This is a genomic window from Enterococcus crotali, assembly GCF_000633635.1.
Lineage (GTDB): Bacteria > Bacillota > Bacilli > Lactobacillales > Enterococcaceae > Enterococcus_L > Enterococcus_L crotali.
Genome location: NZ_AYPQ01000002.1, coordinates 577,551 through 602,647, shown reverse-complemented (window position 1 = coordinate 602,647; position 25,097 = coordinate 577,551). Strand labels below are relative to the sequence as shown.

Below are 25,097 nucleotides of genomic sequence, written 5' to 3'. Positions count from 1 at the left end.
TGAAAATGACATATGATTCAGCCTTAAACAAAATGGCTGAACGAATTGCTGATCGGACGAGCGAAAGCAAGCAAGGTCAGCTTCAAAGACGAAACCAAGTAGTCGATATTTACGGGATGGAATTTACGAGGCAGGGTGATACCAATCATCCTGCCACTTTTTATATCTCAGTTAGTCCCGATTTGATTTATTATGAGCGATTTGAATTCAAAATCATTATTCAGCCATTTGCTATGCCGATCGCTGCAGGTGGTGCAACAGGTTCAACCGCTGTTCAGATCAATGAAACAAGTTTAACTGTAAACCAAAACACAGTTAGCCCAAATCCTCATAAGCATACAACTATACCGCATAATCATTCGCTAAGTGCAGGTGTCTCTTTATTTACTAGTAGCGTGTCTGATTTTGAAGTTTGGATCGAAGGTATTGATGTTACTCCGTATTTAAAAGCCCAATATAATGGAGCATGGATCGAAGGAGAAGGTGTATTTCCAGTAAAAGGCTTGTCTAATTATGACCTATTGAAAGCTGTGGGATTTATGCCAAACTGGCAAAGAGGTGCGATTCTAACACCAGGCTATAAAAAAGTCGAATTGAAAGGGACTGGGATTTTCAACGCAACCTTGGTGAACTATTTGAAATATTCCCACGTGAATAGGTGATGGTATGAATAAATATGAACAACAAGCACAAAAAATGAAAAACCATTTACAACACCATCCCAAAGATTATCAAACAGTAATCAGTCTTTTTAAAGTTGAAAGTGACTCGATTCTTTATGAACAACAAAAAAGTAAATATCTTATGTTAAGAGAAATCGCAAAATATCAGAAAGCTGGTGAAAAAAGTGAAAAATAAACACTCAACAGACGGTATCGCTGAAGATTTGATCAGAAGCTTTGTCCAAGTAGCAAGTGCTGAAATGCATGCCAAAACACTGCTGGAAAAACGAGTGTCGGAATTAGAGAATGGGTTGATCGATCTTGAAACGGAATTAGAACTACAACTGCAAAAGATTGTCGAATACAAGGAAGAAATCACCAGTCTTGCTGAATTACGACGGGCAGATATGCTGTATCTTTTTGAGCTATATGGGCGTCGTGGGGATAAGGAAAAATGGTGTACAGTCAAACATCTTGCTATTGCAATGATGACAGCCTTTGAAGCTTGGCAAGCCAGCGCTGGTGACGAAGCATTACTATCGGCAGCTTTAGCTAAAAATAAATTATTTATCAAAGCATTGACGCAATTTTTAGGTGTGGAAGTAACAGAATGTGCTGCGTGCTTTGCAGACATCATCAAAGGAGGAGAAAAAAATGGTTAAACCAAGTATTTGTAATGATAATAAGAAACAGCCGACAGTTCCAGATTTTTGTGACTATGGGGATTGGGAAGTTCCTGTCACTGATTTATCAGAAATTAAACAACCGAATCGTGATCATGCCTATATTTTACCTGATAATTCTGTTTGGGTATTGGCATATGACGGGAAAAGCTTTGCCCAAGTAACGAATAGTGGAGAAAATGGAACTGCACAAGCGACACGAATCAATAATACAGATGGGTACCTGAGTATTCATGGCAGCGGCACGTATAACGTGACAGCTGATTTAAAGACAGAGAAGGTCATAGCGTTAGTCAAAGAAAAGATGGATATCCCTAAAGGGACGATTGATACAGTTGGTGTTGTAAAGCCAGATGGACAAACGATCACGATCGATAAAGAGGGAACACTGAGTGCCGTGTTTCCTGAAGCACCTTTAGATGGAAATCCATATATTCGTCAAGATGGTCAATGGCTCAAAAAATTTACGTATCCCAACGTTTACTATGAATTGAGCAACCTAGCTGATGACCAGCTTATTTTTAATATAGCGATTAAGGATGCTGCCAAACATTACAAGGTTATGTTTGACAATCAAGAGGTACTATTGTCTAAGCTGGCTACAAGTATTACAGGAAAGATCGTATTTGACCAAATGAGTGTAGAAAGAAGTCAAACAATGGTAGAGTTTTACTATATAAAAGATGGGGTCAATGAATTATTTTACACATTAGATTTAACCCCTTTATTTAAGCTTTTGAATACTAAAACGAGTGAGAGTTCTGAATATGTGAATAAGTCTGCAGCTGTTACGTTTGATGAGACGGAGTATTTTGCAATCGAAGATAGATATGTGATCCAGCAAGATCAAACAGTCTTTTTCAGCGTAAATTTAGCGAGTATAAAGGCCTTTCCTTTTTCAAGAAATGGCAAATTCAAAGTCGGAAAATTATCAGATCCAGAATTATTTCCAAGAATTAAAACGGCCGTTAATATGGTCACAGAGAATCCAAAATCAGCAATTTATGCCAATACGGCAATCATCGTTGAAACCAATGGTGATATTATGCTGGTTAATACTTCGGATGTTTCGATCGGTTCCGCATACAACTTTAGAGTAGGCAATACTCATTTTATTCATATGACCTATATAACTGGATAAAAAATAGAAAGATGGTGAGTTATGAAATTTTTAGGTTTTACGATTGCAGAAATTGCCACATTGCTTGCTATCACAGGATCTTTTGGTGCTTGGGTCATTTGGCTAGCGAAAAAGGCATATGAGGCAATCAAACATAATATTTCCGATCCGATGAAGCATAATCTTGATGGGTTATCAGAAGCAATCACCCATTTATCAAAAAATGTAGCAGAAGAGACTAAATTGTTGCATGAGCGCTATTCTGAAGTAGTCGATAGATTAGATGATCATGAAGAAAAAATTGGAGAAATAGAAGATACCGTCATTAAACATGATGAACGAATCAAAACCTTATTTAGAAAGGGGCAATAGGAATGAAACAAGTATCCTCTGATACAATTGCTAGAACGATTATTCTAGTTTTAGCATTATTAAATCAAATTTTAGCAATCACGGGTAAAGGCACAATTGATATTGTAGAAGATACAATTTATCAATTGGTGTCTTTATTTTTTACCGTTATGTCAACAGGTATGAATTGGTGGAAAAATAACAGTTTTACTTATGAAGCAATTAAAGCAGATGAAATTTTGAAGGAGTTGAAAGAAAATGGCTAATTTAGAAAAAATGTTGCAATGGATGATGGATCGCAAAGGAAATGTTACTTACTCGATGAACGCAAGATTAGGGCCAAATAGTTATGATTGCTCTAGTGCAGTCTATTTTGCTTTGATTAATGGTGAATTTTTATCAGCACAAACGATGGGGAATACAGATACTCTTTTTTCTCACTTAGAAAATGCTGGTTGGAAAGCCGTCCAAGCCGATGCAACAGGCAATTACCCAGCAAAAAGAGGAGATATCTTTATCTGGGGCACTCGTGGTGCTTCTGGAGGAGCAGCAGGGCATACAGGGATATTTATAGATAATCAAGATACGATCATTCATTGTAATTATGGCTATAATGGAATAACAGTTAACGATCATGACACGATTTGGTCGTTAAATGGCTGTCCTGCAATTTCGATTTATCGTTATGGGACTAGTAGTAACAATCCAACGCCAAAGCCAAGTCCGACTCCTCAACACACGCCATCTGAAGGTATCTCGATGATTGGTACATTTTATCCAGATAGACAGTTAGCGGTCAGTGCAGATACAAATCCAGATGATCAGGCTAGCCCGGCACTCGATTACTATTTACCCGGTATGGCGATCCGCTATGATCGTTACATCCATAGTAATGGCTATGTCTGGATTAGTTATATATCTAGCAAAGGAATTCGTCGATATGTGGCAGTTGGGCCAGATGATGGAAAAATAGATACAACTTGGGGAACGGGCTTCTTCAACTAGTAGGTAGAAAAATAGGTCTTAAGACTGATTACAAAAACATTACATCGATATTACAATTAGTTTACAAAAAGAAATTTATAAAATCAGTAACGTTATAGATATCTTCATTGGTTGGGAATTCCAATGAGCATTAAGCTGTAGATAAAAGAAAACGTCTAAAAGAATTTAATGGTTTTTATTTATTTTTGTTTGACTGACTAAATTAGAAAATAGAAGGATAGGGGGATTGAGAGATGTTCAACTATTTAAACGAATATATCGCTTTTTCTACAAAGATAAATGACTATATTTCAACAATTATGAGGGAGAACAAAATTAGCTGTGAGGAGTATCGTTATACTCATGTCTGGGAGGTTGTAAAATCTCAAGGTGTAGCAATCAGAGGCTTTGATTTTGAAGGGATTGCGAGTAAACGTATTTCTGGCATGCTGTTTCAAGATAGCTTGGAAACGACGATCGTATTTAATCAACAATTGAATAACCAAAATAAAAAATTTGTGATTAGCCATGAAATCGTTCATTATTTATTTCATAAGACTGATGAAAACGTGGTTTTTGTAGACTCACACAAAGATATACAAAGCTCTGCTCATAAGGAGTTACGCGAATTTCAAGCTAATATAGGCGCATCAGCAATCTTGATCCAGATCGTGTGCTTGTTCATTTTTTGAAAAAAGGGTGGGGCCTCGCTCAATTATCCAATCATTTTGAGATTTCAGAGAATCATCTTTCTGGACGCTTGATTCAAATGATGCAGGCGAATCTGGGATTGTGTTTGAAAGTTGCTAAAAATCATGTTGATTGCATTCGTTATCAGTCTGATAAAAAAGGAAGCAGGAATGCGTTCCTAATTGCTGTTGAACTAGAATATCGGCAAAAAGAACATGAATGGCTTCGTACGTTTTAAAATAGTTGTAATCAGCTTAAATAAAATTGTACTACGAGTCATAGTTAAATAGTTGTTAAGAAATCATCTACGCATGTTCCCTTTTAAAGATAAAAAAGCCACAAAGTAGAATTGGGGGAGTTTTTCCAATAACTACTTTGTGGCCTTTTCTATTTTTTAACTAAGTTTAATACTCACCAGAAAACAATTCATCCAATTGTTTTTGAACGTCTTTATTTTCTAAGAATTCATCATACGTTGTATCCGCACGATCGACAACACCTTTGTCAGAAACGGCGATGATGCGATTTGCTAATGTTTGAATAAATTGGTGGTCATGTGAAGCGAATAAAATTGCGCCAGTGAAAGCCATCAACCCATCATTTAAAGCGGTAATTGATTCTAGATCCAAGTGGTTCGTTGGATCATCTAAAACAAGTACATTTGATTTAGAAAGCATCAATTTAGATAACATTACACGAACTTTTTCGCCCCCAGAAAGCACGTTGACTGATTTCAGTACGTCTTCTCCAGAGAATAACATTCTTCCTAAGAAGCCACGTAAGAACGTATTGTCATCTTCTTCTTTACTTGCAAATTGACGTAACCAATCTAAAATCGTTAAATCAGTATCAAAGTCTTTGCTGTTATCTTTTGGTAAGTAAGCTTGAGTTGTCGTAACACCCCAACGTACGCTACCAGTGTCAGGTGTGATTTCACCCATGATCACTTTGAATAACGTCGTTGTAACGATATCATTATCTGCAATGAAAGCTACTTTATCAACATTATTTAAAGAGAATGAGATATTGTCTAAAATTTTCTTACCGTCAATCGTTACAGAAACATTTTCCACGTGTAGTAAGTCATTTCCGATTTCTCTTTCGGGAGTAAACCCAACGAATGGATAACGACGTGATGATGGTTGAATATCATCTAAGGTAATTTTGTCTAGCATTTTCTTACGAGATGTTGCTTGTTTTGATTTCGATGCGTTGGCACTGAAACGAGCGATAAAGTCTTGTAATTCTTTGATTTGCTCTTCTTTTTTCGCGTTAGCATTTGATTGTAATTTTGCCGCTAATTGGCTTGATTCCAACCAGAAATCATAGTTCCCAACATATAATTTGATCTTACCAAAATCAAGATCGGCCATGTGCGTACATACTTTATTTAAAAAGTGACGGTCATGGGAAACGACGATAACAGTATTTTCAAAATTGATCAAAAATTCTTCTAACCAATTGATCGAACGAGTGTCCAAACCATTGGTCGGCTCATCTAGTAGTAAAACATCTGGTTTACCGAACAGCGATTGCGCAAGCAATACTTTGACCTTTTGGCCAGCAGTTAGTTCACTCATTTTTTGGTCATGTAAACTTTCAGGAATGTTTAATCCTTGCAGTAAAACAGCCGCTTCTGGTTCAGCTTCCCAACCATCTAACTCAGCGAATTCCCCTTCAAGCTCAGCCGCTTTGATCCCATCTTCATCAGTGAAATCTTCTTTCATGTAAACAGCATCTTTTTCTTTCATTACTTCATATAAGCGTTTGTGACCCATGATAACCGTTTCTAAAACCGTATTATCTTCAAAGTCAAAATGATTTTGTTTCAAAATAGCCAAACGTTCATCGGGACCTAAAGCAACATTACCAGTCGTTGGTTGGATATCGCCAGATAAAATCTTTAAGAAGGTTGATTTACCAGCACCATTAGCACCGATCAAACCGTAACAGTTACCTGGTGTGAATTTAATATTTACATCATCAAAAAGTTTGCGGTCAGAAAATAGCAAACTTACATCATTTACAGTAATCAATTGTTTTCCTCACTTCATATAGAATAGTTAAACCTCTCTGCATTATAGCGAGGAAACCCATATTTTTCAAGGAATTTCAGACTTTTTCAGAAATACCTTATAGTTTTTCCTAAAATAAAGCTACTTTAGAAAAAGAAGTGTTTCATGTGGAACATTCTAATAAAAGGTTATTAGTGTACTTTTAAAACGATACACTGTATGATACACATGAAATTAGTGTATCGTTTGGCTATCAACTCGTAGATTATTTAAAGTGAAAGGAGAAGCTGTAATGAAACGTATCGAACGAATTTATCTTTATGTAAAAGAACAGACAGAGCATTTAACGCCTAGCGACGTTTCCTTGGGCGGCGGAGTGACAACAGGAAATGTTTCAGAAGCACTAGGGATTCAAAGAACCAATACCAGTAAAGACTTGAATCAGCTTGTTCGAGAAGGTTTACTAGAGAAAATAGACGGGCGTCCAGTCAAATATGTTGATAAAGCGATTTTTAAATATCAACCATTGTCTAAGCCTGTGATGAGTTATCGTGAACATAGTCTAGTAAAAGGACAGACAACTAACGCTGAGCAACTACATAAAACAACAAAAAAATTTGCCGGAGAAGATATTTTTAAAGGAATGATCGGCTCAACTGGTAGTATGAGAACACCAGTTGAACAAGCCAAAGCTGCAATTCTCTATCCGCCAAAGGGCTTGAACTGTTTGATTACAGGACCAACTGGATCTGGGAAGACGTATTTTGCGCATGCGATGTTTCAATTTGCCTTATTAAATCATGTGATCGGTTCAGATAAAAAGCTGGTTGTCTTTAATTGTGCTGATTATGCCCACAATCCGGAGTTATTGATGTCCCATTTGTTTGGATATGCTGAAGGAGCATTTACTGGCGCAACAAAAGCCAAAGAGGGAATCATCCATGAAGCGGACGGTAGTATTTTATTTCTTGATGAGGTGCATCGTTTACCACCTGAAGGGCAAGAGATGGTTTTTTATTTTATGGATCACGGGACGTATTCAAGATTAGGCGAAACAGTTAAAAATCGCCGAGCTGATGTGCGGATCATTTGTGCTACAACAGAAAACCCAACGTCATCTTTGTTGAATACGTTTGTACGTAGAATTCCGATCATTATTCAATTGCCGAATTTTATTGATCGTCCAGCCAAAGAGAAAATCGATTTGCTTAGAGTTATGATTTCAATGGAAGCTTCGCGAATCCAACGAAAAATATCGTTGTCTGAAGATGTGGTCAAAGCTTTGATTGGCAGTGTTTCTTACGGGAATGTTGGTCAGTTGAAATCAAATGTTCAGTTAGTGACAGCTAGAGGTTTCTTAAATCATATCGACCAAGATGAACTGGCGATTACAATCGATGAATTAACGGACAGTATCAAAGAAGGCATGATGCAGTTGGCAAGTAATCGGGATACGTTAGCTGAACTATCAAAATATTTGGAACCGCAAATGATTGTAGCGCCAAATGAACCTTTAGTGACGATACAGTCTGATTCGTATGAGCTGCCGTATAATTTATACGAAATCATTGGCGATAAAGCCGCTTTGTTAAAGGCAGATGGGTTAGAGCAGGAGGTCATCAATAATTTTATTACAACAGATATCAATGTTCATTTGAAATCATTCTATAAAGATCATGGATTCACGTTTGATACTGAAAATAAATTAGCTGAAATCGTTGACCAACGCATTATCGATGTCACCAAAGAAATCTATAATTTTGCGAAACAAAAGTTAAATTACAATTTTCAATCGAACTTTATCTATGCGATGAGTTTACATATCAGCTCATTTTTAAAACGAATTCAAAATGGTGAAGAGCGCCAACATCAATTAAATGAAAATATCAGGAATATGGTGTTGGATTATCCGGTAGAATTTGAGACAGCGCAAGATATCAAACGAATCATTGAAGTCAATTATCAAATGAAAATCCCAGATTTTGAGACGTATTATTTAGCCGTTCTTTTGATCTCATTGAGAGAAAATAAAGATGCTGGACGAATCGGAATTGTGGTAGCAGCACATGGAAAGAGTACAGCCACAAGTATGGTGCAAGTTGTATCACAACTATTGAATGTTGATAATTTAAGAGCAGTTGATATGCCATTAGAAATGCAACCGAAAGAAGCATTACGCCAAATCATCAATGTGGTGAAAGAAGTTCATGAAGATAATGGGGTGATTCTTTTAGTTGATATGGGTTCATTAGCTACCTTTTCAGATGAAATCACGCGTCAAACAGGGATCGACGTTCGGACTGTAGATATGGTCACAACACCAATTGTTTTAGAGACTGCTCGCAAAACGACATTGATCGATACACAGTTAGATACACTATATGAATCATTGAAAAACTTCCAAGGCTATGCGGAGATTCAACAAGAAAAAGAACTTGATCCGTTAGCACCTTGGAAAAAACGTGTGATCATTGCAATCTGCGCTTCTGGCGAAGGAACGGCCAAACGAATGAAAGAAATGATCGAAGCCGCTGTCCCACCACAATTAGGATTAGAGTTAGAAGTATTGCCATTGTCCATTATTGATATGAAAGAAGAGCTTGCAACGATTCAAGAAGAATATCGTGTCATTGCGGCAACTGGTATTACTGATCCTAAAATTGCTGCGCCTTTTATCCCGATGGAAACCTTCTTCTCAGGTGAAGCTGAATCTGTGATCGACCAACTATTGATGGACAGTGACATTTACGTGGAGACACATGAAATGGACGAAACGGCAGCTAAAAAAATCTGTATCGATTACATGGAGGAAAGCTTTACATTTATCAATCCTAAGAAAGTGATCGATCCGTTGTGGAGTTTTGCCGATATCATCAGAACTAAACTAAATTTAGAATTAGAGTATACGTTTTATGTCAATTTAGTTATGCACTTGGCTGGGATGTTAGAGCGAGTTTTGCAACATGATACATTAACGCTGACAGAAGAAGAATTACAGCAGATAGAAGCAGAGCCTAGCTACGAAGTTGTAATGAAAGCCTCATACTATTTAAAACAGACATTTAAAATAGAAGTACCGATGGAAGAAATCTATTATATTATTCAGCTGATCAAAAATACTCAGATGAACCAACTGTAAAATACAGAAAATACACTAATAGGGATACACAAAAAGAATACACTGAAAAAGTGTATTTTTTGTGTATTTTCTTAAATAATCCCTTAGTTTTCCCTTTAAATTTGCAATACACTAGTTTTGGCACGAAACTTGCTTTAAATAGATCGAGGATGAAATCTGTTCGTTATTCAATCATTTTTTAATCCTTTTGTTTATTTTACTAGTCGTAATTTTGGCAATAAATGACTAGGCATAGTATTTTATTAATAAAGTATTAAGAATTTGCCAAGTGAACAAATGAGATGAAGGAGAACAATACATGATGGATATTCGTTTAGTACGGATCGATGATCGGTTGATCCATGGACAAGTAGCGACTGTCTGGACTAAAAGCACCAATGTCAACCGAATCTTAGTCATTAGTGACGCCGTTGCCCATGATACGCTACGAAAAGCCCTGTTGGTACAAGCGGCTCCACCAGGTGTAAAGGTAAATGTTATCACAGTCGATAAGATGATCGAGACGTTTGCAGATGAACGTTTTGATAGTCTAAAGGTCATGTTGTTGTTTACAAATCCTGAAGATGTGAAACGTGTAGTAGCAGGTAAGGTGGTATTCAAATCCGTAAATATTGGCGGTATGAGCTTTACCAGTGGAAAACGGATGATCACAAATGCAGTTGCTGTTAATCAAGAGGATATAGCAGCATTCAAGTATCTACATGATCAAGGGATTCAATTGGAAATCCGCAAAGTCGTTGCAGATAATCAAGTTGATTTGATGGAATTGCTGAAAAAAGAACAGCTAGTATAACTCTTTTTTCAGATTCTATATAAATGGTGAGACAGACTCGATGTTCATTGTCGTAACTTATGCGTAGAATTGGAAGGAGTGATCCGATCGATCGAATATTAAGATAGTATCGTTGAGTAATAGTGATCATCGAAAATCAGCTGACAGATCGTAAGAAGCAATTGAAAACACGAATCGAGTAACGCATTTTTTCTTTTTCTATTTTCCAGTTGGTGTTTTCATCTGTTGTTGATTTAGTGATAAGTAGTTTGAAAAAAATATAGGAGGTATCAAATTATGGTAGGAATTATTATTGCTAGCCATGGAGAGTTCGCTCAAGGCATTTTACAATCCGGTTCCATGATTTTTGGCGAACAAGAAAAAGTACAAGCAGTTGTATTGATGCCTAGCGAAGGCCCAGATGATTTAAAAGCCAAATTAAAAGCAGCAATCGCAACGTTTGATGAAGAAGATGAAGTACTATTTTTAGTCGATCTGTGGGGAGGAACACCGTTTAACCAAGCAAATAGTCTTTTTGAAGAACATAAAGACAAATGGGCGATCGTTAGCGGATTGAACTTACCAATGTTGATCGAAGCATATGCTTCTCGTTTTTCAATGAACTCTGCGCAAGAAATCGCAACGCACATTCTTGAAACAGCAAAAGAAGGCGTAAGAATCAAACCAGAAGAGTTAGAACCAGCAGAAGCACCAAAAGCTGCTGTGGAAGATGCACAACCCAAAGGTGCATTACCTGAAGGAACGGTTGTCGGTGATGGCAAAATCAAGTTCGTTTTAGCACGTGTCGACTCTCGTTTGTTACATGGACAAGTAGCGACAGCTTGGACAAAATCAGTTTTACCAAATCGAATCATCGTTGTTTCCGATGCGGTTTCTAAAGATGATCTTCGTAAAAAACTGATCGAACAAGCGGCTCCTCCTGGGGTTAAAGCAAACGTTATTCCAATCAGTAAAATGATTGAAATTTCAAAAGATCCACGTTTCGGTAATACTAAAGCATTATTATTATTTGAAAACCCTGAAGATGTGGTAAAAGTGGTTGAAGCAGGCGTAGACATCAAAGAAGTAAACGTTGGTTCTATGGCACATTCAGTCGGCAAAGTCGTTGTAAGTAAAGTATTATCGATGGGACAAGAAGACGTTGAAGCATTTGAAAAACTAGAAAACTTAGGTGTTAAATTTGACGTCCGTAAAGTTCCAAATGATTCTAGCGCAAACATGGATGAAATCCTTAAAAAAGCAAAACATGAATTAGAGCAAGCAAAATCAAAATAATTAAAAAAATTTAAATGAAAATAGGAGGCTTATCATGTCTATTATATCAATTATTCTAGTAATTTTTATTGCCTTTCTAGCTGGTATGGAAGGGATTCTAGATGAATTTCAATTTCATCAACCACTAGTGGCATGTACGTTGATCGGATTAGTTACTGGTCACTTGGAAGCAGGAATCATTTTGGGCGGTACATTACAAATGATCGCACTTGGATGGGCAAATATCGGAGCAGCCGTAGCACCAGATGCCGCATTAGCATCGGTAGCATCAGCAATTATTTTAGTTAAAGCACTAGGCGCACAAAGTATTTCTATCAAAGATGCAGTATCTTCATCAATCGCAATCGCTGTTCCTCTAGCAGTAGCAGGTCTTTTCTTAACGATGATCGTTCGTACATTAGCCGTACCGATCGTTCACATGATGGACTCAGCTGCAGAAAAAGGAGATATCAGAAAAATCGAAGCATTGCATATTTTAGCAGTATGTATGCAAGGTGTTCGTATTGCAATCCCAGCAGCTGCACTTTTATTCATCCCAGCAGAATCAGTACAAGGTGCATTGGAATCAATGCCAGCATGGTTAACGGATGGTATGGCTATTGGTGGTGGGATGGTCGTTGCCGTAGGTTACGCTCTAGTAATCAATATGATGGCGACAAAAGAAGTATGGCCATTCTTTGTTATCGGTTTTGTAGTCGCTGCGATTTCTCAATTAACATTGATCGCATTAGGAGCTTTAGGCGTTGCGTTAGCCTTGATCTACTTGAACCTATCTAAAATGGGCGGTTCTTCAAATGGCGGAGGCGGAAGCAATACTGGCGATCCACTCGGCGATATCTTAAACGACTATTAAAACAAGAGGAGGAGAATAGACATGGCAGAAAAAATTGAATTAACTAAAAAAGATCGTTTAGCCGTTGCATGGCGCTCTACCTTTATTCAAGGTTCTTGGAACTATGAGCGTATGCAAAATGGTGGATGGGCATTCTCAATGATCCCAGCGATCAAAAAATTATATAAAACAAAAGAAGATCGTTCAGCGGCGTTAAAACGTCACTTAGAGTTCTTTAATACACACCCATACATTGCTTCACCAATTCTTGGTGTGACATTAGCACTTGAAGAAGAGCGGGCTAATGGAGCACCTGTTGATGACGTAGCAATTCAAGGGGTAAAAGTTGGGATGATGGGACCATTAGCCGGTGTTGGTGATCCAGTATTCTGGTTTACTGTTCGTCCGATGTTAGGTGCTTTAGGTGCCTCACTAGCAATGGGTGGCAGCATCTTAGGTCCAATTATTTTCTTCGTTGCATGGAACTTGATTCGTTGGGCATTTATGTGGTATACCCAAGAATTTGGCTATAAAGCTGGTTCTAAAATCACAGAAGACCTTTCAGGCGGCTTGTTGCAAGATGTAACAAAAGGTGCATCGATTCTCGGAATGTTCGTTCTGGCAGCTTTAGTACAGCGGTGGGTATCGATTAAATTCCTGCCAATCGTTTCTACAGTTAAACTAGATAAAGGTGCTTATATCGAGTGGGATAAACTTCCTGCTGGCGGAGAAGGTATCAAGAGTGCTTTCGAACAAGTTAATCAAGGTCTAGCACTTTCAGCTGACAAAGTTACGACACTTCAAGATAACTTAGATCAATTGATTCCTGGTTTAGCTGCATTGTTACTTACATTCTTATGTATGTGGTTATTGAAGAAAAAAGTTTCTCCAATTGTCATCATTCTTGGTTTGTTCGTAGTCGGTGTTGCTGGACACTATATTGGCTTGTTATAAGCTAAAGTAAGTAAAGTTTATTCACTCAGTGCTTGGGATAAGGCCATTCGGTTTTGTCCCAAGCTTCATTTACATAGCTTAATTCATTAAAAACACATATAATAAAGAATAGAAATCACGGAAGAAATGGAGCAAATAAAATGGTTCAATCACTGAATACACAAGTAGATTTCATAACAGATGCCACCGCTTTTACAGGACTTACGGATTATGGAAAAATTATGATCGGCGACAAGGGGTTTGAATTTTATAATTCTCGTGATAGCCGAAAATTTGTTCAAATCCCGTGGGAAGAAGTTGATTATGTGATCGCATCGGTCATGTTTAAAGGGAAATGGATTCCGCGTTATGCAATCCAAACGAAGAAAAATGGGACATTTACATTTTCTTCTAGACAACCGAAAAAAGTGCTTAGAGAGATGCAGGAATATGTAGCACCCGATCATATGGTGCAGTCATTAGGATTCTTTGATGTGATCAAGCGTGCGTTTCGCTCAATCGGTAAAAAAAATAAAAAGTTGCTCGTTCAAAACATTGGTTTATTTTGAATGAGCAACTTTTTTATTTTAGATAGGAATAGGATCAACGTTTTTTTTCTTCCGTATTAAACTGAATAGCAGGCAATACAAACATAATCAGTAACAATAGCGTTGAGAAAATCGCTTTGCTTCCTAGAGACAAGGTAGCTGGATTTACCAAACCGATCAGAACAGTAAATTCTAAAACAGCTAGAATAACGGTAGGTATGGTCTCAAAAAAACTACTTTTTTCTAAGTAATATCCAACTAAAACAATGCCGGATAGAATTAGTAGAATCAAAGCAAACATTTGATGAGATAATATTATTGTTTTTCCGAGTCCATTCATTTTACTATCGATTATTGGTATCAAAAAAGTAGCAAGCCAACAAATAAGGGCTAGCAGAGCAAAGGAATAACTCGTTTTTTTTGAAAAGCTATTGTATTTTATTGCGGCGAGAATGAATAAAATAGATGCTAAGGATAATAAAAGTGGAAGGCCCGTTTTGAAAAAACTGATCACTATTACAGGCTCCAGAAGAATCGTAAATAGATTAAACTGCAACAATAAAACGAAAATCAACAGAACAAATTTTATTAAAGATCTTCCAGAGTTATTAGGCAATTCGGCTAAAATATGATCACTGATTTCTTTGGGATTTTTTCCGAAAAATGTTTGAGCTGAAGTGCCATCTTTTTGTGCGTCTAAAATATCTTGTAGAATTTCTAAGAGAATTTCCTCTGTTTGCTGTTCCTCTTTATTTATATTGACACGTATATAGACAAGAATTTCTTCATAGTATTTTTTATTTTCTGGAGTAAGTTGTTTTCGTAATTCGTTATTTTGTTTGATCATGTCTTTTTTGTTCATTTTCAGCCCTCATTTTCTTTTTTCATAATGTTATTCACACCTGTGGAGATCAAAGACCATTGTTTTTCGAATTGCTGTAAGTAGGCTTCGCCAGTTAGGGTCAAAGAGTAGTATTTTCGTTTCGGTCCTTCAGAAGACGGGCGCATTTCACCTATAATCAACTGCTGTTTTTGGAGTTTGAGTAAGATGGGGTAAATGCTGCCCTCGCTGACCATGTTCAAACCATATTCGGCTAATAAGGTAATCATTTCATAACCATAAACTGTCTTTTTTTGAATGATTTTTAAGATACAGCCTTCTAGTACTCCTTTTAGCATTTGAGTAGAATCCAATTAGGGCCCTCCTTTTCAATAAGTATCTTGTAATACAATGTACCAAAAAACCACTATGTTGTAAAGCAACATAGTGGTTTTTTATATCATTTAATTTATTCGAACAACGCAGGTTAGAATTCTGTAACTAAGTGGTTCCACTTAAGCGTAATAATATTTTTCCCTAAAATATCTTTTGTATAATTCATAGTCATATGAGTATCCAACGCTGCCTGGTTAGTCCAAACTTCCCAGAGCATAAACTCGCCCTTTTCAGGGTTACTCGGTACAAAGAAAAATTCGACACTACCTTCTTCTTTAGCTGTTTCTTCTGCAAAATGTAATAGTTGTTGATAAACATCCGTGTAATCAGTTCCTGCAGTAGCACTCAAACATGCTGTATTGTAGACAAAGTTTTTCGCATTTGTAGCATTGATTCTGTTGATTAATTTATTATTCATTTTGCACTCCTCCTATATTTATATCAGCACTAGTGTGTTAAAGTAAGTATAATTTTAAAAGAACATGTAAACAAGTACGCACTTTTTTGTGCCTTAGAAAGTTGGTGGAGTTAAATGGAAGAATATCCTGTAAGATATGAAGATCCTTGTCCTGTAACCACGGCTTTGAAAATAATTGGAGGTAAATGGCGTATTCCGATCATTTGGAAATTGGCAAATGGCCCTGTACGGTATAATGAGTTAAAAAGACAGCTGACTGGAATTACGAATATTATGTTGACGCGTTCGCTAAGAGAATTAGAAGAAAATTATTTACTTAAACGAGTTCAATATTCGAATATACCACCTCATGTTGAATATTCATTGACAGAAAACGGTTTAAAATTATTACCAGCGTTGATGATTATTAAAGACTGGGGGTTAGAAGTGATAGACAAGGGTACAAATAAAATGAATTAAAGATACATTATCGATTGATTTCTGATTCTAAACTGTGGAATGTAAGACTGCTGTTTAGAATAAGAAAGATAATCGATTTTTTTATATCTAACTTCTTAAATAAATTATATATATAATAAATAATGCTTTAAAATTTTTGTAATAAGAAAATTATTTGTTATTTTTAGAGTCGTTTATTTTGACTATACCAATTTTTAGGAGTACCATAAAAATGTAGAAAGAAATAAATAAAACAGGAAGAAGTGGGATAATATGAATGAAACAAGCAAAAGAGGTATAGACTGGGGATCTTTGATTCTGGGAATTCTATTTGTCTTAACAGCGTTATTATCATTCCAAGATCCAGCTGGAAACTTGATTGCAATTGTGATGGTATTTGCTATTTTTGCGATTCTTAAAGGGATCTTTGAAATTTTTGTTCGCAATAGAATGAAGGAATTAACAGGTTACAAAGCCTATGCGCCAATTATTTTAGGTGTGATCGACATTATAATCGGTATATATTTCTTATTTAACTTAAATATCGGTGTTGCAGCATTACCGTTTATATTTGCGATTTGGTTTATCTTAGATTCTGTTTTTGGATTATTGGCTTTAGATTTGGCGAAATCAGTTAGTACTGGCTACTTTTGGTTTACATTAGTCGTGGATGTTTTGGGAATCATTTTAGGGGTCATGTTATTGATGAATCCTCTATCTTCTGCGCTAACATTAAGTTTTCTAGTTGGATTTTATTTTATGCTTTTTGGTATCACACATATCGTTTATGCATTTAGATAAGACAAGGAGGAACAAGTAATGGCAAATTATGCAGAAAAAGAAGCAAAATTAGTAGAAAAAATCGGTAAAGAAATGGATAAGTTAGACGTGACTCTTGAAAAAATGGAAGATACTGATAGCAAAATCAAACATTTTTATGAACAAGAAAAAGCGTTGCATGAAGTAAAATCAATTATCCGCAAAGAAAATAAGATTGAAAAAGAAGAACAAAAAGCACATGATAAAGCAGTCGAAAATGCTGAAAACTGGATTGATGATCAAGAGTCATTAGTCTATCAAATCAATACTGAAATTGACAAACTAGACACAACTTTAGGAAAAATCGATAGCGATGAAAATAAAGTGAAAAGCTATTTAGAACAAAAAAAGGCGATTCACGAAATTAAAAAAATTGTTAAAAAAACAGATCAGTTAGGCTAAACATCCTATAAAAATGATAAGAAGTAGACGGTGATCATCATGATTGCCGTTTGCTTTTTTGGTTTCGGCAATGTGATTGAAAAAATAAGTTATAATAGAAAGAAACACGAAGGAATGAGACTATGGATTATCATCGCTTTAAACTACCAAAGGCTTATTGCCCTAAATGCTCAAGGAAAGTGGAGCTGCTTTTTTCAGAGGAAACTTCTGATCAGGCTCAGTTTTATATTTGTTTCAAATGTAAAACGATCGGGCAATTCGGCGTCGGAGAGCTACCTCAAAATGATTTTTCATCCTTTTCTGAAACAAGAAAAAAAAAGATCCAGCAGGCGGTTGAAACGATTCCTGACAAATATATTTATAAGGCAAAAGGAAGCCAGTTACGCTTAGAAGAAAAAACTGAAACGTATACAAGACGTTGGTTAAGTCTTTATGAATATGAAAAAGCATTTGGAGAAGAACTTGGTTTTGAGACAATCGATTTTAGAAAAGATAAACGGTTATGTAAGTGGTGTAATCAAAAACTAGAAGGCAGACGAAGATCCTTTTGTTCGGATCGGTGCAGCCGTAATTATGGAAAAGCCACATTTTTTAAACGAGGCATCTCCACATTACCATACAGAATAGCGAGTCGAGATCAATTTTATTGCAGAGTAACGGGAGCAGATTTAGCACGTACTAATCGCTTTGGTGTCAGAATTCCTGCAAGTGATCATCAAGTAGAAATCCATCATTTGATTTTTGTTTCAGCTGGCGGAAGTGACCATGAAAGCAATCTCGTCACTGTCTCTAAGCAAGTGCACAAAGATTATCATATGGGGATCGAGTATGCCGTTGAAGCTATTGAAAAAATCAAAGAGCAGCAGTTGGTGCTATACCGGGACAAAATGTATACAAAATAATCAGTTTAAATTCTCAAAAAGTTAGACTAATTCTAAGAAGATTGAGATAAAGTCGCCTCCTGACTGTAGTAAAATTAAAAGGGTGTTCAATAAATGTTAGAAGGAGAATATAGAATGAAGAAACTGGGGTTAGTCTTTTTATCAGCAGTGGCTATTATTTCATTAGCTGCATGCGGAGGAACAGGGTCGTCTAAAAAAAGTGGAGACGATAGCAAAACTGAAACAAAAGCATCAAAATCCAAAATCGCCTCTCTTTCGATCGATGAAGGTGAGTATGTGGTACCAAAGGATGAGGAAGTAGAAGATGGGGAAGGCTTCCTTGCATTAAAAGTAACAATCAAAAATGTCACAGATAAGAGTTTAGACATGAGTGCTACAGACATCATGCTTTATGATGAAGACGACAGCAAAATCGAAGCATTAAGTCTTTATCTAGATGATAGTAAAACACCGTTACTTGCGTATGAAAAAATTTCTGCCAAGAAAAGTAAAACGGGTTATATCGTATTTCCTGTAGAAAAAAAGGCAAAATACAAACTACACTTTGAGCCTAGAATTTATGAAGTAGAAAAAGAGCCGAAGCCGATTATTCTTGATGTTGATGCGTCAGAATATAAAGATCATAGTGAAGATGCAACGAAAGTAGCCACAGCTTTTATTGATGAAGTCTTTTTAGCTACTGAAAATGAGGATTACAATAAACTTGTTGCGAATGATCGTGATGAAGCAGTCAAAAATTTTGATGAAAACTTCAATAAAGCCATCAAGAAAAAATTCTATGACTATAAAGTGACAGATGAAGAAGGATTAGCACTTGCAAAAGTATTCAGAGAAGACAATGCGAAAGTAGCTACAGTTGATTATCAAATTGCTTCTTATTTCCCTGATGTAGCGGAAGTAACGATAAATACAGAAGGTTTATCATTTAAAGAAATGAAAGATGATATGGAAGCTGCTAATAAAGAATATTATGAAGCGCACAGAGATCAAGATTATGATGAGAGAAGCAAAGCTGCTCAAAAAGCAGAATTAGACAAGTTACCTGAAATCTTCAAAAATACCAAACCTGTGAGTATTGATGATTATGGTGATGGATTTAAATTAATAATGAAGAAAAAAGACGACAAATGGGAAATCCAAACAAAAGGGTCAATCAATTATTTTGATAGCCTTGAGCAAGCTTTCCGCGGAGATATTAGTAAATAGTACAAGTACACTAAAAGTAGTCAGTTAAACTTCCTTTGTAAACCACCCGTTGTTTGTAATTAATAATGACAAAGCCTAAAGTAGAGGTAGAAGCGGGGAATACTTATGATTTTAGGAGTCGTTTATCTGGTTTCATCTAGTGCAGAGTTATTGAAATACAGAAATTAATTATTGATTGAATCATAGAAAAGCACCAAAATCAGAAAATTCATCTGATTTTTGGTGCTTTTTATTTATATAAGAAGCCTATTGGCTGAACTAGCTGTCATGCTTAGTAATATCTACGACGATTATTTGATGATCCAGAGATCATACGTACTAACCAAACCGCGATAGCAACTGGAATCATGATTTTGATTGCGAACCATAACAAACCGCCTAAAATCCCAAGTACAATACTTAAAACAATGCTCCCTACGAAAAATAACCCGATTACCATTAATATATTCATTACCATTGACCGTTGTCTCATTATAAAAACCTCCATTTTTTTCTTGTTCTCTATGAATAAAGTATAGCAAGAATCTTTGACCAAAGAATCCACCTTTAGGCTGATTTTCTCTCCATCCTAAGGCGGGTCATTTTCATTGCATTTGCCTAAAAAGGACGTAAAATGAAAAAGAGGAGATGAGGAACATGTCAAAATCAAGAGTCGAAGCTTTTACAGATGCGGTTATTGCAATCGTGATGACGATTCTAGTTCTAGAGTTGCATCAGCCCACAACAGATACTTTAGCTGGTTTAATTGGTATTGAGCGAAAATTATTTATTTATATTGTTAGTTTTGTAATGCTAGCAATTTATTGGAATAATCATCATCATATGTTTCAATTAGTTCAAAAAATTGACGGACGTGTGCTGTGGGCAAATAATTTTTTTATTTTCACCTTAACGCTGGTTCCCTTCGCGACTGCATGGGTAGGCGATTTTATTGATAGCTTAGTGCCACAACTGACGTATGGTGTGATGACGCTGTTAGCAAATATTTCCTATTTGATACTGACTCGAGAGTTAATTCGGGTAAATGGCAGTGATTCTACATTGAGCGAATTATTTCGGCGGTATAATAAATCCTATTTAACGATTTTTTTAAATATTTTAGGTATATGCTTAGGTTGGCTGATCCATCCTTATTTTGTATTAATTGTAAATATTAGTATTTTGGTTATGTGGATCATTCCTGATCGGCGAATTGAAAAGCAATACAAAGAGTGACGCTTTAATGTAATGAGAGAAACTGGATGAAGCTATTTATATAGTTTTATTCCGGTTTTTTTGATTTTCGATTACTATTCTCAAATTTTTCTTGAATTATGACATTTTTTGGAAAAATTATTATCTTTTATAGGGTAAAATTAAAAATGATTGTTTAAAAAAAGAACGTAATAAACATAGAATTATAAAAAGGATATAGAGGGGATTGGCGCATTTACTTATTGTTGCCTAAATCCAGATCACTCGGTGTTGCGGAAGTTACTTCGATAATAAATGACCCACTCAATCTGATCGGCTTTTGCGTATAGTCGATGGTCTTGATTTTCAAAGTGAAACGTTAACTCCAGCCTCTTTGATTATAACAAGGGTATTTCTAAATAAAAAAGGTAAGGTACAAGTAAAAAAGGGGCCGTTAGTACATATGGAAAAGTTGAATCTTACGAAAAATAGCACAGAGAGTAAAAAAGTTTTTTTAAGAAAAGAAATCGAAGCAAATCGTTTAGGCGAAGAGCTATATTCGGATGAGGTATTGAGTCAATATTCCGTTTATCTATTGAGAAAATTTGAGCTATCGACAGATTATGAGCAACCAGAGCAATTTGAAGGACTATTAGAGGACCTTCCAGAGCAATTTAATCATGAATTTGAGGATTGTGTTGCAAAGAACCTTTACGTACGCGTGACGCAAAAAGCTGTGTATATCACATTGCTGTTAGCATTAGCACATCCACTCAGTAAGTTGCAAATAAGCGATCTACGTACGTGGATCAGTAGCTTAGAAGTTCCAGAGTTACCGCTAGAGCACGTCTCAAGTTTTTCTGAGGATATACCCATTGAGATGGTTAAAGGGTTACAGGAGACGAACAGCGAAGTCTTACTTTTGACAGAGATGATGAATCAATTTAGTGAAAATCTGAATGATATTTATAAAGAAGTCCAAGCTGTCAAAGACAAACGGACACCACCTGTTGTCAAGGTAGTGCAAAGTAAAGTTGCCGCAAAAGAGGCGTTGGAATTTGAGAATGCCAAACAATTAAAAGTAGTAAATGAAAAAATAGCACACTTGGAGGAAGAGTTTGCAACATTTAAAACGGCGGTAGATAAAAAATTAACCAATATACCAAAGCCTAAAACACCGCCAAAATTTAAAATTATTTTTGGACCAGATGAAAAAGCAGGTCCAACTTTAGAACATCGCCTGGACGAAACATTACAAAGAATCGATCTGCTTGTGCAAAGAATGGATCGTTCAGATCAACAAGTAGTAGAATTGAACAAAACGATTGAAAAAAATAAACAAGAAAAAAGACCAGCACTTAACTTCTCTACAGCAAGAAAACCTGTTGATGAACAAAATAAATTAGCAGATAAATTAACATCAACCAGTGAGGAAGTCAGCACGATTGCTCGCCAAATACAGCAGATCAATGATAAATTGAACACTGTCGAATCAACTGTTTTAGAGGTGAAACCAGATTCAGCAGCAATAGCAAGAATAGAAAAAGACCATGGTCAATTACAAGAGACCGCTTCGGAAACAATTAAATTGAACAAAGAGATCGATCACCTGACCACAAAACTGCAAAGCGTTGAAGCAGAATTGACCATCGTTAAAAGCGAAAAGAAAAAAGTACCCACAGTCAAACTGACTAAAAGTGATTCAGCAAAGAAACTAGCTGAACAACACCAAAAAGATCAGGAGCAGTTAAAATCAAATGCTACTGAAATTAAGAAACTAACACAAACCGTGGGTAAAGTAGATGTTCAATTAATCAAAGCGCATCAAAAAATAGCCGAGTTAGAACAAAAGATGCGTCAAACGACACAAACCGCATCAATAGCGAAAAAAGAAGCTACTACAATAGTTCAGCAAGCTTCTGAAGCAAGAGTCAATAATACAGTAATGGGACCCGCTGCGCCACCTACAAGAGCTGTGCCGTCACAACAGCCAGTTACACAAGCAACTAGAAGTTTCCCATCGAAAGAGACTTTTTTACAAGCTAATCGACCGATGAAACCAGTTGTAGAAACGATAGAAGAAAGACCTACAGTGACATTAGCAATTGAAGAAATGCTTGATCGAGTTTCAGAAAAGCACCCTCAAACAACAGAAACAAGGAGCTCTTGGACATTAGATGAAGGTTACGATAATAAGAATGCCTTAGATCCACAAGGACCATCATTACGCCGATTGAAAAAATTAGAATGGGATATCCATTCATTTTTCCAGCAAGGACGAGGGCTAGGACATAAAGGTATGTTGCCCAAAGATGATTTTCATACGAATATTCGTAAAATCGAAGTCTTGCCGTATTTATGGGCCTCGGTTTATGAGCGGGAAAAGAAAGACATCCTGTTAGGCAACGAGTTAAGCACGCAGCACTTGATCGATGATTTAGGTGACTTTTTAGAAGAGGTCAAAGTCTTATCTAAGAAAAGAAAAGTCATGGGTAAATGGATTTATTGTCCAAAAGAAGTGGAACAAAAAATGGAAGGCTATAAATTATTGAGTGAATATCTAGAAACATTCTTGGCACGTCAAAATGCATAAGAACCCATAGAATAAACCGTAAAAATAAGCTGAAACTGTAGGAGTCATTCTTCTGCTTCAGCTTATTTTTGTTTGCTCGCAGAATCATTGATTTTCTAAATGTTCATTTACTGGTACAATAAAAGGACTAATGAAATTAAAGGTGCAGACAAATGACGGGATCATTAATTACAAAAAAGAAAATAGCGAAGGTATTTAAAAAACTTGTGTCAGATATTGGGTTTGAAAAAGTGACGATCGCAAAAATCATGCAGGAAAGTAACATGCGGCGTCAAACATTTTATGATTATTTTCAAGATAAATATGAATTAGCAGATTGGATTTTTCAGCAAGAGGCAATCGAAAAAATCGAAGATAATCTGGCTTATGAAGGCTGGCAGTTTATTGTGGAGAATTTATTTGTCTACTTTGAGGAAAATCAGGTCTTTTATCGCAGGATTCTGACTTTTGAGGGACAAAACTCGTTTCAAGAATATTATACACAACATTTAAAAGTATTGATCCATCAAGTTTTAGTGGTTAAAAAGCAAACAGACGAGAGTCTGGAAGATGGGGATCGCTTATTTCTGGAAGAATTTTATGCGAATGCATTTGTTTCCTTAACGACAAAATGGATTATTGATGGCTGCACGATTGATTCGCATCGTTTTGCTGAGCAAATGAAAATCGCCTTTCTAATGGGGTTTGAAGAAAGACAATGAATAACAACGTACACATGGAATTTACGTTGTTGTTCATTGTCTTTTTTTATCTCCAGCCAAAAGCATCGGTCGGGGTACTTAAATAATCCAGCCATTTATCGTCTTTGATTGCTAACAAAGTTAAAGAAAGACCATTTGTATTATAAGCCGTTAAAAAATTGCCCATTCGTTTATAGACTACTTGAATATCTTCAATGTCCATTAATTGTTGAACGTCATTCATAAAAACACCAAGTTCTAGCAATGGAATGTTACCTAGGCCGTTCACTAATACAGCTGCTTGGGTCAGGTCCTTTTTTGAGTATTGCTGTTTTAGTTTGTTTACCAGCTCAATCGCGATTCTCTCAGAAGATTGCATTTTTTCAATGCGGTAGCCAGGTTCTCCGTGGATACCAATGCCAAAGTACATTTCATTTTCTGCTAATTCATATTGTTGGGGAATGACACCAATCGGTGACGCAGGCGAAAAAGCAACTCCTAATGTTTTGATCTGAGGAATTAATTGTTCACCTAGTGCTTGTAATTCATCTAAAGAGTATCCTTGGGTTGCGGCTGCCCCAATAATTTTGTGGACAAAAACAGTTCCAGCAACTCCCCGTCGTCTCTTTTCAAATGTGCCGCTCTCAATAGAACAGTCATCATCTACGATCACATGAGAAACAAGGAATCCCTTTGCTTTTGCTAAGCGTTCTGCTTCTAAAAAATTCGTCAAATCCTTTTCAAAATTTTTGATGATCAGTAAAGTTCCTTTACCATTATACGTTTTTTCGATAGCTTGAAGAATTTCATCGCTAGCAGGAGGTTCAAAAATAGTACCCATCACAGCACAATCTAGCATGTTTTCTCCGATGTAACCGACATGAGCGGGTTCATGACCACAGCCACCTCCACTAATCAGGACTACTTTATTTTCAGCAATCGTTTTTTTAGTGACGATCCCAGTTTCTGCTTGCCAATCAAGTCTGTCATTATATGTATAAGTAAGCCCAGCTAGTAGTTGCTGGCGAATTTGCCCGCGGGAATTAATCAATTGTTTCATTGAGCCTTCGCTCCTTTTCAATAATATCTGTCTCCATTATACGCTGTATTCTATCTGAAAACTACAATCTTTAGGTAGAACAAAATGAAAGCGGACACATTTCGTTGTTTGTCCGTTGCAACATTTTCCATATGCGAGTATTGTAAACGTATACAAAAAGTGAAA

General features: G+C 36.3%; 29 protein-coding genes. 23 read left to right on the top strand and 6 right to left on the bottom strand.

Annotated elements, in window-relative coordinates; genetic code table 11:
- Positions 1-5: 5 nt before the first annotated feature.
- From V192_RS0107630 to V192_RS21405, 9 genes are all read left to right on the top strand, one after another.
- Positions 6-662, top strand: coding sequence for a hypothetical protein (locus tag V192_RS0107630; protein WP_025870513.1), 657 nt, complete (start codon positions 6-8; stop codon positions 660-662).
- A 4-nt stretch (positions 663-666) separates the two neighbouring features.
- Positions 667-858 (top strand): hypothetical protein, encoded by a 192-nt coding sequence (locus V192_RS0107625; RefSeq protein ID WP_025870512.1) that lies wholly within the window; start codon positions 667-669, stop codon positions 856-858.
- Positions 848-1,324 carry a hypothetical protein gene (locus V192_RS0107620; RefSeq protein ID WP_025870511.1) on the top strand — a complete coding sequence of 159 codons (477 nt, stop codon included), beginning with the start codon at positions 848-850 and terminating at the stop codon, positions 1,322-1,324. The genes V192_RS0107625 and V192_RS0107620 overlap by 11 nt, the downstream gene beginning before the upstream one ends.
- Positions 1,317-2,486 (top strand): hypothetical protein, encoded by a 1,170-nt coding sequence (locus V192_RS0107615; RefSeq protein ID WP_025870510.1) that lies wholly within the window; start codon positions 1,317-1,319, stop codon positions 2,484-2,486. Before V192_RS0107620 ends, V192_RS0107615 begins: the two co-directional genes overlap by 8 nt.
- Before the next feature lie 21 nt (positions 2,487-2,507).
- On the top strand, positions 2,508-2,837 hold the full coding sequence (locus tag V192_RS0107610) for a hypothetical protein (protein ID WP_025870509.1): 330 nt from the start codon (positions 2,508-2,510) through the stop codon (positions 2,835-2,837).
- A 2-nt stretch (positions 2,838-2,839) separates the two neighbouring features.
- Positions 2,840-3,082, top strand: coding sequence for a phage holin (locus tag V192_RS0107605; protein WP_025870508.1), 243 nt, complete (start codon positions 2,840-2,842; stop codon positions 3,080-3,082).
- Positions 3,075-3,821: a peptidoglycan amidohydrolase family protein gene (locus V192_RS0107600; RefSeq protein ID WP_025870507.1), complete on the top strand. Its 747-nt coding sequence runs from the start codon at positions 3,075-3,077 to the stop codon at positions 3,819-3,821. The genes V192_RS0107605 and V192_RS0107600 overlap by 8 nt, the downstream gene beginning before the upstream one ends.
- A gap of 233 nt (positions 3,822-4,054) precedes the next feature.
- Positions 4,055-4,492, top strand: coding sequence for an ImmA/IrrE family metallo-endopeptidase (locus tag V192_RS21410; protein WP_128080804.1), 438 nt, complete (start codon positions 4,055-4,057; stop codon positions 4,490-4,492).
- Entirely contained in the window at positions 4,489-4,728 is a 240-nt protein-coding gene (locus V192_RS21405) for a hypothetical protein (protein WP_128080803.1), read from the top strand. Before V192_RS21410 ends, V192_RS21405 begins: the two co-directional genes overlap by 4 nt.
- Positions 4,729-4,894: 166 nt before the next feature.
- Here the strand turns inward: V192_RS21405 and V192_RS0107590 are convergent, their stop codons facing one another.
- The gene (locus V192_RS0107590; RefSeq protein ID WP_025870506.1) at positions 4,895-6,526 is read right to left on the bottom strand and encodes an ABC-F family ATP-binding cassette domain-containing protein; all 1,632 of its coding nucleotides are present in this window, start codon (positions 6,524-6,526) and stop codon (positions 4,895-4,897) included.
- Positions 6,527-6,797: 271 nt separating this feature from the next.
- Between V192_RS0107590 and V192_RS0107585 the strand changes: the two genes are divergently transcribed.
- From V192_RS0107585 to V192_RS0107560, 6 genes are all read left to right on the top strand, one after another.
- On the top strand, positions 6,798-9,644 hold the full coding sequence (locus V192_RS0107585) for a sigma-54-dependent transcriptional regulator (protein WP_025870504.1): 2,847 nt from the start codon (positions 6,798-6,800) through the stop codon (positions 9,642-9,644).
- Positions 9,645-9,942: 298 nt separating this feature from the next.
- Positions 9,943-10,437, top strand: a complete 495-nt coding sequence (locus V192_RS0107580; protein WP_025870502.1) for a mannose/fructose/sorbose PTS transporter subunit IIB — start codon at positions 9,943-9,945, stop codon at positions 10,435-10,437.
- A gap of 276 nt (positions 10,438-10,713) precedes the next feature.
- Entirely contained in the window at positions 10,714-11,712 is a 999-nt protein-coding gene (locus V192_RS0107575; RefSeq protein WP_025870500.1) for a mannose/fructose/sorbose PTS transporter subunit IIA, read from the top strand.
- A gap of 34 nt (positions 11,713-11,746) precedes the next feature.
- Positions 11,747-12,565, top strand: a complete 819-nt coding sequence (locus V192_RS0107570) for a PTS mannose/fructose/sorbose transporter subunit IIC (RefSeq protein ID WP_025870498.1) — start codon at positions 11,747-11,749, stop codon at positions 12,563-12,565.
- Between the two features lie 21 nt (positions 12,566-12,586).
- Positions 12,587-13,498: a PTS system mannose/fructose/sorbose family transporter subunit IID gene (locus V192_RS0107565; RefSeq protein WP_025870496.1), complete on the top strand. Its 912-nt coding sequence runs from the start codon at positions 12,587-12,589 to the stop codon at positions 13,496-13,498.
- A gap of 140 nt (positions 13,499-13,638) precedes the next feature.
- Positions 13,639-14,046, top strand: a complete 408-nt coding sequence (locus tag V192_RS0107560; protein WP_025870495.1) for a DUF956 family protein — start codon at positions 13,639-13,641, stop codon at positions 14,044-14,046.
- A 34-nt stretch (positions 14,047-14,080) separates the two neighbouring features.
- Here V192_RS0107560 and V192_RS0107555 read toward each other — a convergent pair whose 3' ends face one another.
- The 3 genes from V192_RS0107555 to V192_RS0107545 form a co-directional block, all read right to left on the bottom strand.
- Positions 14,081-14,887 carry a DUF1129 domain-containing protein gene (locus V192_RS0107555; protein WP_025870493.1) on the bottom strand — a complete coding sequence of 269 codons (807 nt, stop codon included), beginning with the start codon at positions 14,885-14,887 and terminating at the stop codon, positions 14,081-14,083.
- Between the two features lie 2 nt (positions 14,888-14,889).
- Complete coding sequence (locus V192_RS0107550) at positions 14,890-15,219, bottom strand: PadR family transcriptional regulator (protein WP_025870491.1); 330 nt, start codon at positions 15,217-15,219, stop codon at positions 14,890-14,892.
- 113 nt (positions 15,220-15,332) lie between these two features.
- The gene (locus V192_RS0107545) at positions 15,333-15,659 is read right to left on the bottom strand and encodes a putative quinol monooxygenase (protein ID WP_025870490.1); all 327 of its coding nucleotides are present in this window, start codon (positions 15,657-15,659) and stop codon (positions 15,333-15,335) included.
- 114 nt (positions 15,660-15,773) lie between these two features.
- Between V192_RS0107545 and V192_RS0107540 the strand changes: the two genes are divergently transcribed.
- The 5 genes from V192_RS0107540 to V192_RS0107520 all read left to right on the top strand — a co-directional run bounded on the left by V192_RS0107540 (position 15,774) and on the right by V192_RS0107520 (position 19,426).
- Entirely contained in the window at positions 15,774-16,118 is a 345-nt protein-coding gene (locus V192_RS0107540) for a winged helix-turn-helix transcriptional regulator (RefSeq protein ID WP_025870488.1), read from the top strand.
- 252 nt (positions 16,119-16,370) lie between these two features.
- The gene (locus tag V192_RS0107535) at positions 16,371-16,898 is read left to right on the top strand and encodes an HdeD family acid-resistance protein (RefSeq protein WP_025870486.1); all 528 of its coding nucleotides are present in this window, start codon (positions 16,371-16,373) and stop codon (positions 16,896-16,898) included.
- A gap of 18 nt (positions 16,899-16,916) precedes the next feature.
- Positions 16,917-17,318, top strand: a complete 402-nt coding sequence (locus tag V192_RS0107530) for a hypothetical protein (protein WP_025870481.1) — start codon at positions 16,917-16,919, stop codon at positions 17,316-17,318.
- 122 nt (positions 17,319-17,440) lie between these two features.
- Positions 17,441-18,220: an HNH endonuclease gene (locus tag V192_RS0107525; RefSeq protein WP_025870479.1), complete on the top strand. Its 780-nt coding sequence runs from the start codon at positions 17,441-17,443 to the stop codon at positions 18,218-18,220.
- A gap of 114 nt (positions 18,221-18,334) precedes the next feature.
- A complete protein-coding gene (locus V192_RS0107520) occupies positions 18,335-19,426 on the top strand; it encodes a DUF5105 domain-containing protein (protein ID WP_025870477.1) in 1,092 nt (363 codons plus the stop codon).
- Between the two features lie 271 nt (positions 19,427-19,697).
- Here V192_RS0107520 and V192_RS0107515 read toward each other — a convergent pair whose 3' ends face one another.
- Entirely contained in the window at positions 19,698-19,898 is a 201-nt protein-coding gene (locus V192_RS0107515; protein WP_025870475.1) for a hypothetical protein, read from the bottom strand.
- A 164-nt stretch (positions 19,899-20,062) separates the two neighbouring features.
- Here V192_RS0107515 and V192_RS0107510 point away from each other — a divergent pair, with 164 nt between their 5' ends.
- From V192_RS0107510 to dhaS, 3 genes are all read left to right on the top strand, one after another.
- Entirely contained in the window at positions 20,063-20,641 is a 579-nt protein-coding gene (locus V192_RS0107510; RefSeq protein WP_025870472.1) for a TMEM175 family protein, read from the top strand.
- 421 nt (positions 20,642-21,062) lie between these two features.
- Entirely contained in the window at positions 21,063-23,192 is a 2,130-nt protein-coding gene (locus V192_RS0107505) for a hypothetical protein (protein WP_025870470.1), read from the top strand.
- Positions 23,193-23,344: 152 nt separating this feature from the next.
- Positions 23,345-23,893: a dihydroxyacetone kinase transcriptional activator DhaS gene (dhaS, locus tag V192_RS0107500; protein ID WP_025870468.1), complete on the top strand. Its 549-nt coding sequence runs from the start codon at positions 23,345-23,347 to the stop codon at positions 23,891-23,893.
- A 46-nt stretch (positions 23,894-23,939) separates the two neighbouring features.
- Here dhaS and V192_RS0107495 read toward each other — a convergent pair whose 3' ends face one another.
- Complete coding sequence (locus V192_RS0107495) at positions 23,940-24,932, bottom strand: dihydroxyacetone kinase subunit DhaK (RefSeq protein ID WP_025870466.1); 993 nt, start codon at positions 24,930-24,932, stop codon at positions 23,940-23,942.
- Positions 24,933-25,097 lie beyond the last annotated feature (165 nt).